The sequence below is a fragment of the Pseudoalteromonas sp. L21 genome (assembly GCF_021728035.1).
Classification (GTDB): Bacteria; Pseudomonadota; Gammaproteobacteria; order Enterobacterales; family Alteromonadaceae; genus Pseudoalteromonas; species Pseudoalteromonas arabiensis.
Genome location: NZ_JAKKCV010000004.1, coordinates 194,720 through 208,156, shown reverse-complemented (window position 1 = coordinate 208,156; position 13,437 = coordinate 194,720). Strand labels below are relative to the sequence as shown.

The following is a 13,437-nucleotide window of genomic DNA, read 5'->3' as shown; positions in this document are numbered from 1 at the left end:
ATCAAAATAATTACGCGCGCATTATACCCAAGCAGCCCAAAAATGCGAGCTTGTAAGCTAAGTTGATATAAATCATCAAAATCATGAAGCGACGTTATGGTCAGTATATCAAAATAACGAAGGCATCGGACCAGATTTTTATAATACCCTTTAAAAAGGTATGTGTATTGACGCTACCTGACACCGGTGTCATAATAACGTCATTGTTACTTTGTATATTACAATTTTATACAAATAGTCTGATTCTCATAAGTAAGAACACTATTCTTACTTATGAGTTCTACATCGTGCCGAAGTATAAGCCAATATAAATGGTTTAATTGCACGACTTTTTAATAGATAACCATCAATTTGCTTAATTTAATTAAGCGCACAGGAGAATTTGATGCTAAGACGCACAAAAATTGTTGCGACCCTTGGACCGGCAACCGATCGCGATAACAACCTAGAAAAAATTATTCGTGCAGGTGCAAATGTTGTTCGTTTGAACTTCTCACATGGTGTAGCACAAGATCATAAAGACCGCGCAGAAGCGGTACGCAGCATTGCTAAGCGTTTAAGCAAACACGTTGCTATTCTCGCCGACTTACAAGGCCCTAAGATTCGTGTATCAACTTTCAAAGATGGTAAAGTTAACCTAGAAGTAGGCGCAAAATTTACCCTTGATGCGAAAATGGAAAAAGGCCAAGGCGACGTAAACTCGGTAGGTATCGACTATAAAGAGTTACCAAACGACGTTAAACCTGGTGACTTACTACTATTAAATGACGGTTTGATTCAATTAACTGTCGATAGCGTTGATGGTGCCCTAGTTCACACAACTGTTACTGTTGGCGGTATACTGTCAAATAATAAAGGGATTAACCGATTAGGTGGTGGCTTAACAGCCCCAGCTTTCACTGAAAAAGACAAAGAAGATTTAATCACAGCTACTGAAATTGGTGTTGATTACATTGCTGTTTCATTCCCACGTAGTGGCGATGACATGCGCTATGTTCGCTCTTTAGCAGAAGCGGCTGGTTCAAACGCGCAACTTCTAGCAAAAATAGAGCGTGCAGAAGCGGTTGAGACTGTTGAAGCAATTGATGATATCGTACTTGCATCTGACGCTGTTATGGTTGCACGTGGTGACCTTGGTGTTGAAATTGGTGATGCCGCCCTAGTTGGTAAACAAAAGCTTATTATTAGCCGCGCACGTTCACTAAACCGTACTGTTGTTACTGCAACACAAATGATGGAATCAATGATTGATAACCCAATGCCAACCCGTGCAGAGGTTATGGACGTTGCTAACGCCGTATTAGATGGTACAGATGCAGTTATGTTATCTGCTGAAACAGCAGCAGGTGACTACCCTGAAGAAACCGTAGCTACTATGGCTCGCGTTTGTTTAGGTGCAGAATCTCAAAAAGAAACACATGTCTCTAAACACCGTTTAGACAGCCGTTTTTCATCAAATGCTGAATCAATTGCCTTATCTGCGATGTATGCAGCTAATCATTTAGATTCTGTAAAAGCGATTGTGACACTAACGGAATCAGGCAGCACAGCTAAGTTAATGTCGCGTATTAGCTCTGGTCTGCCAATTTACTCACTATCACGCCATGCAAGCACACTGGGGCAAACAGCTCTTTATCGTGGTGTTTATCCTGTATTCTTCGATTCAACAAAATGTGAAGATGACAGCATGGTTCGTGACGCATTAAACACGCTGGTTGAACTTGGTTCTCTTGTGGCTGGCGACACCGTGATTTTAACGCACGGCGATGCGATGGAAACGATTGGTGCGACAAACACAATGAAGATTGTAACAGTTTAAACTATTACAATTACTCGTTAAAAAGGCGCATTAAATGCGCCTTTTTGACTTAATTAGTGTCTATTGTTAACTAGCTGGCCAGTGCTGCTTTCACTTTATCACGGTAACTACGGCTCACTTTTAGTTCTTGACCGTTATCAAGCACTAATAAGTACTCACCGCTAACTTGGGTAACAAGTTTGCTAATTTGTTTAGTATTTACAATAGCACTACGATGAACACGTACAAACAATTGCGGGTCGAGCTCTTGTTCTAGCTCTTTCATCGTTTTTCGTAAGATATGCGTTTGTCCGTCTTGGCAATGTAGACACATATAATCACCTGCCGCATCAACCCATTGAATTGTAACCACAGGCACACGAACAATTTCACCCTGCTCTTTTACAGCGAGTGATTCTGGATAACGCCTATCTGCTAGGCTATCTCCTGTTGCTAATTTCTTTAAAATTTCTTCGCAGTTGTTACCTGTAATACCCGCAACAAAGCTCGCTAGTTTCTTCTTATGGGCGTTATCTTGTTGTGTCTTTAAATAGGTATGCACTTTCTCTACCGCCTGTTTTAGTCTGTTGTCATCGACTGGTTTAAGAATATAATCCAACGCATGAATTTCGAATGCTTTAACAGCAAACTGGTCAAATGCCGTTACAAAAACAATAGCTGGTAATGGATTAACACTCTCGCTCAATGCTCGCGCTACTTCAAACCCATTCATGTTTGGCATTTGGATATCCAAAAATACTAATTGAATGTTGCCAGATACACACTCATCAATTGCTTCTTGTCCATTGCTACATAAACGAATAACTTCCAAATCGTCAAACTCAGAAAGTCTTACAGCTAAGCCTTTTCTGGCTAATGGTTCGTCATCAACAATCAGCGTTCTAATTTTGCTCATTTATTTAACAGCCTTTTCAAACGGAACACGCAGATTTACCTTTAATCCACTTGGCGTATTGTCAGAGAGTACAAACGAATAATTGTTCTCATAAAGTGTTTTTAGTCGGTCTTTGGTATTTGCTATGCCAACGCCTTGAGAATTAACCAGTTGGCCATTTATCAGCTCGGTACCAGGACCATTATCGCCTACTTCCAATAATAGTTCATTTGCGAAAACTTGTGCTTTTATATCAATCACACCACCTTCATTTAGTTGTGCAATAGCATACTTAATGGCATTTTCGATAATCGGTTGCAGTATTAAACTTGGCACTAGTGCTTCTTTTGCTTGCTCACTCACTTCAACATTTACCTGCAAACGTTCATCAAAACGCACTCTTTCAATTTCTAAGTACAACATTAAAGCATGTAACTCCTGCTCTAATGGGACTTTTTTGATTGGATCTGTGTTTAACGTATAACGTAAAAAGTCACTTAATTTAGAGACCATTAGATTTGCATCTTTGTTCTCTTTAACTAATATCAGTGTAGAAATAGCATTAAGCGTATTAAATAAAAAATGCGGGTTTAACTGATAACGAAGCATTTTTAGTTGCGCTTCATGGGCCATTGTTGTTGCTTTTAATGCTTTTTGTCGCTCACTTTGTAAAAGCTGGTAATACTTAATTCCAAAGTACAAACCACTCCAACACAAAATGATATAGACAGAATCTAAACCTTGTTGAAGGTAATAAAACCACTCATTTGGCCTATAACCATGCCGGTATATTTCCCATAAGTTAAATTTTTGTACTACTGCCCAAAGCGTTCCCGTCAGATAAGACGCGCCAAAAACAACGAGCATTAATACCCAAGGTGACGCGTTCCACACTTTCCTATACATATAGCGTAAAGGTATCGTCATTAAGCATCCTGCATAAGCATTCAAAACGATAACAAACACGTATATGTCACGCATTTCAAATACTTTTGAGCCTATATAATTTACTAATGCATAGCCAATCCAGCCAGCGATCTGCAGGACCCAGAAAAAACGTTGTCGATTATCAACTAAAGATTGCCAATTCAAAATAACGAGTTACCTTATATACTTATTTTTATTATACCGATAGTCACGAGAATAAAGCACTGCCGCCTATCTTGATTTTTTATAGCCTTACCGCATTCTTCAGGCATTAAAAAAGCGAAGACTACGACAGCCTTCGCTTTATCATTACTTTATTTTTAAGCTAATTTATCTGAAGCCACTTTATAATTTGGATCTTCAATCACATTTACTTCAACAATATCACGTGCCTTATGAAGGAGTTGAATGCAATCAGGACTTAAGTGGCGTAAGTGTAATTGCTTGCCTGCTTTTTTATATTTGTCCGCTAGGCTATCTATGGCTTCAATTGCACTGTGATCAGCAACACGGCTGTGCTTAAATTCAATGATCACATCTTGAGGATCATTTTTAACATCAAATAGTTCAGCAAAGTTTTTCACTGAGCCAAAGAACAACGGGCCATGTAGTTCATATACTTTTGAGCCTTGCTCGTCTATATAATTACTTGTGTAAATGTGCTTCGCATGCTGCCAAGCAAATACCAGTGCAGATACAATGACCCCCACACAAACCGCTATTGCCAAGTCGGTTGCAACGGTTACACCTGACACTAATACAATCACAAACGCATCTGACTTAGGTACTCGCTTCATCATTTTGAAACTTGCCCACTCAAATGTGCCTAAAACCACCATAAACATAACACCTACTAGCGCTGCTAATGGGATCATCTCGATTAAACTTGCTGCAAACACGATAAAAACAAGAAGTAATAAAGCTGCACTAATGCCAGATAAACGTGAACGACCACCCGAGTTTATATTGATCATCGATTGACCAATCATGGCACAACCACCCATTGCACCAAAGAAGCCACACGTCACATTGGCAGCGCCCTGACCTATACACTCTTTATTACTGTGTCCGCGAGTTTCTGTGATCTCATCAATTAAGGTAAGTGTTAATAATGACTCAATTAAGCCAATTGCCGCTAAAACTAATGCGTAAGGGAAAATAATTTTAAGCGTTTCTAAATTGAAAGGCACCATAGGAATATGAAATTCAGGTAAGCCACCTGCAATAGTCGCTTGCTCGTTACCTGTCATGCCCTTTAGAAAATCAAGTACCGTACGCGCTTCTAAATCTAGACCAATAACTAAACCTGTTACGGTCACAATCGCAACAAGCGAAGATGGTACTGCTGTCGTGAGCTTTGGCAAAAAGTGAATAATAGCCATAGTTAATGCAACTAAACCAAGCATGATATAAAGCGCTTGTCCTTCCATCCACTGCTGACCGCCCATGCCATCTGGTACTTTAAACTGCCCTAACTGCGCTAAGAAAATAACGATTGCCAAGCCGTTTACAAATCCCAACATCACAGGATGTGGCACCATGCGAATAAATTTACCGAGCTTAAACACCCCCGCTAAGATCTGCAATATCCCCATTAATAGTACAGTGGCAAATAAATACTCTACACCATGATCTAATACTAAACTTACCATCACAACAGCCAGTGCGCCTGTAGCACCAGAAATCATACCTGGACGACCCCCAAAAATAGCCGTTATTAAGCCAACAATAAATGCAGCATATAAACCGACTAATGGTTCTACGTTAGCAACGAAAGCAAATGCAACTGCTTCTGGTACTAATGCTAACGCTACAGTCAGGCCTGATAATATATCGTTTTTAGCAGAGCTAGGTGCTTTGCTGAGTAAGTTAAACATTAAGATCCTCTTTCTTGTGAATACGTTTTGGCAAGGCGCGGAATTCTAGCAAAAACTTGTTACGTTAACAATTATTAACAACAAAACGGCTAGCATTGTAAAATGCTAGCCGCTCATTGAAAAAGACTCAGTGTAGTAAATGGAAGAACTAGAGTGGTAATGATGTACTACGTTTAACACATGTCATTGTAACATTCGAATGTACTTCTTGAACGAATTCTAAGTTCAAAAGGTTATCACGAACAAACTGCTCATAGCCCTCTATCCCTTTTGATATGATACGTAACATAAAGTCCATTGTCCCTGCCATACTGTAGCATTCGGTGACTTCATCATAACTCATGATCAAACGTTCAAATTCAGCCAAGTTTGTTCTACCGTGGTTAGATAAGCGAACATGGGCGTAAACCAACATATCGAAGCCAAGCTTTTTCTCGTCAAGCAAAGCAACTTTACCTTTGATATAGCCATCCTGTTCAAGCTTCGCAATACGACGCCAACATGGAGATTGAGATAAACCAACTTTATCGGCAATTTCTGCCGTTGATAAGCTAGCATCTTGCTGTAACAATGCCAAAATTTGGCGATCTACTTGGTTTAGAGACATTTTATTTCTTTTTCTTTAAAGTTATTGGTTAAATTATACTACTGATTTAAAAATCAGTCTGCTCATTTTCAATTATTTATGCAAAAAAAATGCAATTCTAGCCATAACGCCCGCTAATGAATGGGTTCGTTTTTCGTTCATGACCTACCGTTGTATTTGGGCCATGCCCAGAGAGAATTCTAACCTCATCTGCTAGAGTCAATATTTCAGATTTAATAGATTCAATAAGTTGCGCACTGTCGCCTTTAGGAAAGTCAGTACGCCCTACCGAACCTTGAAAAATTACATCACCAACAAATATTTGCTCAGACACATCATGGTAAAAAACAACATGTCCTGGGGTGTGACCAGGGCAGTGGCGCACTGATAGACAAGTATTACCGATACGAATTGTGTCTCCATGAGCTAACCATGCATCTGGATAAAATGGCGCTATGGGCGTAAAACCAAACATTTGCGCTTGCATAGGCAATGAATCAAACCAAAACTTATCGCCAATGTGTGGGCCTATGATTTTTACAGCAAATTTTTCAGCAAGTTGTTTCGCTGCACCAACATGGTCAAGGTGACCATGAGTCAAAAAAATAGACTCAAGTTCGCATCCTAATTCACAAAGCGTTGCACTTAGTTTATCGGCATCTCCGCCAGGATCAATTAATGCCGCTTTGTTGGTCTCACTACAAATAACAACACGACAATTTTGTGCAAAGCCTGTTACTGGAATTGTAATAACGTTCATTTCATTGCTCCATGGAAGGTTTTTCAAACGCCATTAAAATTGGGTACTGCAAATAAGCTTGATCATAAAAAGGTGAGCGCTTGTATAACCAGTTCAGGCGTGCTTCTGGGTCTTTAGCAAAGACTTTATCTTCACGAACTTTTTTATCAAACTCAAGCGCTAGCTCTGGTTGCGCTTGTAACATTTGCTTTGCGTAAGGTATCAAAGCATAGTTTTCCATATACTCAGTGCGCTGAAAAATAGTATTGAACTCGCCCCATGCAAAGAATGAATCGGGTGCTTCAGGATGCAGCAAATGAGTTGCTAGCTCTGAGTATGGCTGATTTGTTGATACCTTATACCAGCCAGTTACATCAACATCAGTGATGTTCTTGTAATCGAAGCTTGCTTCAACTCGAAAACGCCCTTCAAAAGGCACTTTAGCAAAAGTATAGTCTTTCACCGTAGCCTGGGTTAAAGATTTAGGCCCAGTGTCTTTAACACGCAATACTTCAACACCATGTAGTTTTAATTTACTAATAATTGCACTATAAGCTGGCGGAATATAAAAGGCGCTAGGCACATTAACTGTTTTTTTAACGATTTTTTGCCAGTAAATAGGCAATGCATCATAACTTTCTTCTTCACCAAGATAAGCTACTTCCGCTTGCCCTGATAACTCACTTTTACTACGCGTATATTTTATTCCTTTAAATACCAGTGTATCAGGTTCTGTTGCATAGCTGCGCTCAACTACCAGTTGCGTAGGTTTAAATTCACGTTCTTTTTTAACCGCCGCTTGTAACGCTTGATTATTTTTAGCAAGCGCATCAATTGCACCATCTAAAAACACGTAAGTGCCAAGTACACGCTGTTTATAAGGTTTTAAAGAGTGGTTTTCAACTAAGATGCTCGGTAAAGAACGTAAATCGCCCCACCCATTCGAATAGCGTGGTGTTGCAACCCATCCAGCCAATCCTTTTTTAAAATCACGTTTATCCATTACAAAAACTAACGGACCGGGAATATGACCCATCTTAGCCAATTTAGTGTCGATAACTGGCTTGAACATTGTGTCGAGTGCTTCTGAAACACTAGGTGATTCACTTGAAAAAACCGGATTATAGCCATACGTCACATCATATTGATAATCAGCGCCGTCGGTAACATGTACATCCACATAAAGATCGGGTTTGAACGTATTAATAACCTTCAACACACCTCGCACTTCTGGGGTATCTAACTTAGTGTAATCACGATTAAGGTTTAAATTTAAACCATTGGTTCTAAAACCCATTTCAACGGGGCCACGCTGATTTATACGATTAAATTGGCTACTTCTTTCATGTCCATCAACATTTAAAATAGGAATGAAAAGTATATTTACTTTACTCAAGATATCACGGCGCTTGCCTGTTGCAATGTCACGCAGCAGCATAAACATGGCATCTTTGCCATCAATCTCACCGCTATGAATACCAGCTTGAATAAAAATTGTTGGTTTTGCATCAGACGTTAACTGCGCTGCATCGAACAAACCTTGCTCATTCGCAACTAACATTTTTATCTTACGCCCTGCACTGCTTGTTGCGATTGTTTGTACCTTAAACTGTGTTGGGTTGGCTGCAACAAGCCTATCAACAAACGCCATGGTATCTTCATAGTTTGGCGAACGCATACCGCCACTTAATTCAAAATCTGTAGTTAATGGACCTTTTTCTTGCATCAACGTCACACTTTCACCTTGCCAAGGTTTTAAGGGTGGTAAGTGACTGTCCATGGTCACAGCAGCAGATAAAAACATTAAGCCAGCAAACATATTACTCTCAGGTGCGATACTTATTTAATTAGAAGAAATTATAACAACTAATCTGAGTTGATTGCGTAAACTGCGGTGATTCAACAAAAAAATGGAGCTAATGACATGCGTATATAATTATTTAGCAAAGAAATGTTTTGAGTTTGAGATCAAAAAAAGGAGCACAAGGCTCCTTTTTAAAACTTTTATGAAAAGCGAATTAAGCCGCTAGGCCTTCTTTTGCTTTTTCAACAAGTGCTGCAAATGCAACTTGGTCATAAACTGCGATATCTGCAAGGATCTTACGATCGATTTCTACAGAAGTCTTTTTAAGACCATTGATAAAACGGCTGTATGAAAGACCGTTTTGACGAGCTGCTGCATTGATACGTGCAATCCAAAGTTGACGGAAAGTACGTTTCTTAGCACGACGGTCACGGTAAGCGTATTGACCCGCTTTAGTAACTGCCTGGAAAGCTACGCGGTAAACACGTGAACGTGCTCCGTAGTAACCTTTAGCTTGCTTTAAAACTTTTTTGTGACGTGCACGTGCGATAACACCGCGTTTAACTCTTGCCATTTCTGAAGACTCCTATTAAGCGAATGGTAACATACGTGAAACTAGACCATGGTCATTCTTATGAACCATCATCTTAGGACGTAAGTGTAATTTACGCTTAGAAGTTTTCTTAGTCAGAATGTGACGAAGATGCGCTTGTTTACGCTTGAAACCGCCAGAAGCAGTCTTTTTGAAACGCTTAGCAGCGCCTCTGTGAGTTTTTAGCTTATAAGCCATTGCAATAACTCCAAATGTATTGCTTTACGATTAGGCAAGCAGGCGAGAGGTAAATAAATAACTCTACTTTTAAGGCCAAACTTACCGCCAATATCCGGTGAAAATCCAGTCAATATAACTGCAATTTTACTTTAAACCGGTTATTTCAGGTGAACAGCATGCTGCTACTTGGAGACCTGAAATAAATTCGGTGCGTATTATCGCTTGTTTATTACTTTTTAGCAATAGGGGCCATCATCATTACCATTTGACGACCTTCAACACGATTAGGGAAAGATTCAACTTGTGAAACATCTTCCAAATCAGCTTTAACACGATTTAATAATTCAATACCAATTTCTTGGTGAGCCATTTCACGGCCACGGAAGCGAATAGTAATTTTAGCTTTATCACCCGCTTCTAAGAACTTACGCAAGTTGCGAAGCTTAACCTGGTAATCACCTTCATCCGTACCTGGACGGAATTTGATTTCTTTAACCTGGATCTGCTTTTGCTTTTTCTTTTGTTCTTTTAGTTCTTTGCTTTTTTCAAAGATGAACTTACCGTAGTCCATAACCTTACATACAGGTGGCTCTGCATTAGGACTGATTTCTACAAGATCTACACCCGCATCATCAGCCATAGCTTGCGCTTCTTTTAATGACACGATGCCAGCTTGCTCGCCGTCAATGTCAATTAAACGAACTTCTTTAGCTGTAATATCTTCGTTGATACGATTTTTTTGAGCTGTTTGTTGCCCTTTCTTGCCGCCTCTAATGGTACGATCCTCCAAGAATATAAAATAAAAAGCGTGTAGTTGGCTGTTTGTTATGCCCTACACGCTCATGATTTACTGTCGATTTTTTATTTCATCACTAATTTTAGCTACAAAATCATCAACATTAAATTTGCCTAGGTCTTCACCTGTGCGAGTGCGTACTGCCACTTCTTGTTGTTCAACTTCTTTGTCGCCAACAACAAGTAAATATGGAATACGTTTTAACGTATGTTCACGGATTTTAAAGCCAATCTTCTCATTTCTCAAGTCAGCAGCGGCTCTAATTCCAAGTTTATTTAATTTTTGTACAATTTCTTGCACATAATCAGCTTGTTTATCGGTGATATTCATAATCACAACTTGCTTAGGCGCAAGCCATGTTGGAAACAAGCCAGCGTATTCTTCGGTTAAAATACCAATGAAACGCTCGATTGAACCTAATATAGCACGATGAATCATCACTGGTGTACGACGTTCATTATTTTCTGCAACGTATGTCGCACCTAAACGACCCGGTAATGCAAAATCTAGCTGTACAGTACCACATTGCCATGCACGATCTAAACAGTCATAGAGTGTAAACTCAATTTTAGGACCATAAAATGCACCTTCACCTGGTAGGTAATCAAACTCAATGTCATTTGCTTTCAGCGCTTCAGCCAGTGCAAGCTCAGCTTTATCCCACATTTCGTCTTCGCCGATACGCTTTTCTGGACGAGTAGATAGTTTTACAACAATCTTTTCAAAGCCAAACGTTTCGTATGTATCGTAAACCATTTTGATACATGACGATACTTCATCCATGATTTGCTCTTCTGTACAGAAGATATGCGCATCATCTTGAGTAAAGCCACGTACACGCATTAAGCCGTGCAATGCACCTGATGGTTCGTTTCGGTGACAACACCCAAACTCAGCCATACGCAATGGAAGATCACGGTATGATTTTAAACCTTGATTAAAGATTTGCACGTGACCTGGGCAGTTCATTGGTTTAATTGCATATTCGCGCTTTTCTGATTCAGTTGTGAACATGGCATCTGAATATTTATCCCAGTGACCTGATTTTTCCCATAAACCACGGTCCATCATTAGTGGGCCTTTCACTTCTTCGTAATCATACTCACGTAGTTTTTCACGAACAAAGTCTTCTAGTTCACGGTAAATGCTCCAGCCGTCATTATGCCAAAACACCATGCCTGGTGCTTCTTCTTGCCAATGCCATAAATCAAGTGCTTTACCAATGCGACGGTGGTCACGTTTTTCAGCTTCTTCTAAACGTTTTAAATACGCTTTAAGTTGCTTTTTATCTGCCCATGCTGTGCCGTAAATACGTTGCAGCATTTTGTTTTCAGAATCACCGCGCCAATATGCACCCGCCACTTTCATTATTTTAAAATGTTGGCAGAATTTCATATTTGGTACATGTGGGCCACGACACATGTCAACATATTCTTCGTGATGGTATAAGCCTGGACGGTCATCTTTTGCGATATTCTCGTCTAAGATTTCCATTTTATATGTTTCACCGCGTGCTTCAAAAGTATCACGCGCTTCTTGCCAGCTGACGGTCTTTTTAACCACATCGTAGTTTGTTTTAGCAAGCTCAAGCATACGCTTTTCAATTGCATCTAAATCGTCTTGGCTTAAAGAATGCTCCATATCGATATCGTAATAGAAACCGTTATCAATGGTCGGACCGATTGCCATTTTCGCTTCAGGGAAAAGTTGCTTAACTGCATGACCAATAAGGTGCGCACATGAGTGACGGATGATCTCTAAACCATCGTCGTCTTTTGCTGTGATAATTTCTAAACGTGCGTCATCGGTAATTAAATCACATGCATCAACACGCGAGCCATTCACACGGCCTGCAATAGTTGCCTTGGCAAGGCCAGGACCGATATCACTTGCTACATCATAGGTACTTACTGGGTTTTCAAAACTACGCTGACTGCCGTCAGGGAGGGTAATAACTGGCATTATAAATCCTTACTACAGTGGTGATGCCTACAATGCATCACATGTATTTTTTAAAAAATTAATTTGTAAACTCTGCAACGCTTTTACGAATAAGCATTGCCATTTTAGTGCCTATTTAGGCTCATATTCACTGAGTCTTCGCAAACATGAACGACCATTGTCGCCGCTACTGAATTCAAATACAAGTAGTTAGAAGACTAAATTGACAATTACTTATCCCATTTCATACTTAGTGAAGATAACTTTTTGGGTAAATATGATGTCAAAACCTCACACAGTTAAATTTGCAACATTTAATTTGCTAAATTATACAGCACCACCCTATTCTTTTTATCAGCAACATGAACATTATAATAAAACCCAGTGGCGCCAAAAGCAGCAATTTATCGCCCAGTTTCTAAACCAAACCCAAGCCGATATAGTCGCTTTTCAAGAAGTGTTTAGCTATCAAGCATTGGAAGTACAATGTAAAGAAGCAGGTTACGACTACTTTGAAATAGTTGACACGCCAAGTCACGATGCGCTATATCCACAGGTACTTTTCAATCCCATTGTCGCTTTAGCCAGTAAGTACCCTTTAAAAAGCTGTGAACCACTGACACCCTGCCCAGAACTGCTTGAATACCTGAATAACCAAAATGAGTTCAAGTTCAATAGAACCCCTATTAAATGCTTAATCTCAATCCCTTTCTTTGGGGATATCTGCTGTTATGTGGTTCACTTTAAATCACAACGCGTGCAATCAATGGCGCATATTTTAAATATTCATAACCTTGAAGATCCATTACTTCAATTGCTACATCAAACTGTGGGGACTATGCAATCGCAAATATCACGTTCCCTTGAGGCCTCAATTGTTTATTACGATGCTTTAAAGACACAGCGTGAAAAACAGTGTGCAACTATTGTGATGGGTGATTTTAACGATGTACTTACTAGCCCGACATTATCATTTATGACACAAGGTTTTCATCCGACACGCTGTGAACCATGCATCGAGCAAAATGAACCTGTGGTCGGATTAACAGATGCATATCTATTTAGTGATGAAAATAAAGCAGGCTATACTAAGCCCTTCAGTCATTATTACCATCGCCGTGGCAGCGTACTTGATTATATCCTTGTTTCTGCACATTTTAATCCTGAATGTGCAATGTCAAAAGTGAGTTCAGTCTCCTATTCGAGCTTTGAAGAACATTTAAATCCTGCCGAAACACTTGAAGACATAAGCGTCAGTGATCATAGTGCGATTGCTATTAAAATTCATTTTTAAAGCAACTG

At 39.7% G+C, this 13,437-nt stretch carries 12 protein-coding genes; 2 read left to right on the top strand and 10 right to left on the bottom strand.

Features of this window, described 5'->3' with window-relative positions; genetic code table 11:
* Positions 1–385 precede the first annotated feature (385 nt).
* A complete protein-coding gene (pyk, locus tag L3V41_RS12745; RefSeq protein ID WP_062569151.1) occupies positions 386–1,819 on the top strand; it encodes a pyruvate kinase in 1,434 nt (477 codons plus the stop codon).
* A gap of 70 nt (positions 1,820–1,889) precedes the next feature.
* Here the strand turns inward: pyk and L3V41_RS12740 are convergent, their stop codons facing one another.
* The 10 genes from L3V41_RS12740 to thrS form a co-directional block, all read right to left on the bottom strand.
* Positions 1,890–2,714 carry a LytTR family DNA-binding domain-containing protein gene (locus tag L3V41_RS12740; protein WP_062569152.1) on the bottom strand — a complete coding sequence of 275 codons (825 nt, stop codon included), beginning with the start codon at positions 2,712–2,714 and terminating at the stop codon, positions 1,890–1,892.
* Entirely contained in the window at positions 2,715–3,785 is a 1,071-nt protein-coding gene (locus tag L3V41_RS12735) for a histidine kinase (protein WP_062569153.1), read from the bottom strand.
* A gap of 155 nt (positions 3,786–3,940) precedes the next feature.
* Positions 3,941–5,497, bottom strand: coding sequence for a SulP family inorganic anion transporter (locus L3V41_RS12730; RefSeq protein WP_062569154.1), 1,557 nt, complete (start codon positions 5,495–5,497; stop codon positions 3,941–3,943).
* A gap of 148 nt (positions 5,498–5,645) precedes the next feature.
* Positions 5,646–6,104, bottom strand: coding sequence for an Lrp/AsnC family transcriptional regulator (locus L3V41_RS12725; RefSeq protein WP_036968198.1), 459 nt, complete (start codon positions 6,102–6,104; stop codon positions 5,646–5,648).
* A gap of 97 nt (positions 6,105–6,201) precedes the next feature.
* The gene (locus L3V41_RS12720; protein ID WP_062569155.1) at positions 6,202–6,843 is read right to left on the bottom strand and encodes an MBL fold metallo-hydrolase; all 642 of its coding nucleotides are present in this window, start codon (positions 6,841–6,843) and stop codon (positions 6,202–6,204) included.
* A 1-nt stretch (position 6,844) separates the two neighbouring features.
* Positions 6,845–8,641, bottom strand: coding sequence for a M14 family metallopeptidase (locus tag L3V41_RS12715; RefSeq protein WP_193988852.1), 1,797 nt, complete (start codon positions 8,639–8,641; stop codon positions 6,845–6,847).
* 199 nt (positions 8,642–8,840) lie between these two features.
* Positions 8,841–9,200 (bottom strand): 50S ribosomal protein L20, encoded by a 360-nt coding sequence (gene rplT / locus L3V41_RS12710; RefSeq protein ID WP_062569157.1) that lies wholly within the window; start codon positions 9,198–9,200, stop codon positions 8,841–8,843.
* A 15-nt stretch (positions 9,201–9,215) separates the two neighbouring features.
* Entirely contained in the window at positions 9,216–9,416 is a 201-nt protein-coding gene (gene rpmI / locus L3V41_RS12705; RefSeq protein ID WP_054554888.1) for a 50S ribosomal protein L35, read from the bottom strand.
* Between the two features lie 211 nt (positions 9,417–9,627).
* Positions 9,628–10,188: a translation initiation factor IF-3 gene (gene infC, locus L3V41_RS12700; protein ID WP_083515308.1), complete on the bottom strand. Its 561-nt coding sequence runs from the start codon at positions 10,186–10,188 to the stop codon at positions 9,628–9,630.
* Between the two features lie 57 nt (positions 10,189–10,245).
* A complete protein-coding gene (gene thrS, locus L3V41_RS12695) occupies positions 10,246–12,156 on the bottom strand; it encodes a threonine--tRNA ligase (protein ID WP_062569158.1) in 1,911 nt (636 codons plus the stop codon).
* A gap of 259 nt (positions 12,157–12,415) precedes the next feature.
* On the opposite strand from thrS, the gene L3V41_RS12690 reads away from it, so the two are divergent.
* A complete protein-coding gene (locus tag L3V41_RS12690) occupies positions 12,416–13,429 on the top strand; it encodes an endonuclease/exonuclease/phosphatase family protein (protein WP_062569159.1) in 1,014 nt (337 codons plus the stop codon).
* The last annotated feature ends 8 nt before the right edge of the window (positions 13,430–13,437 follow it).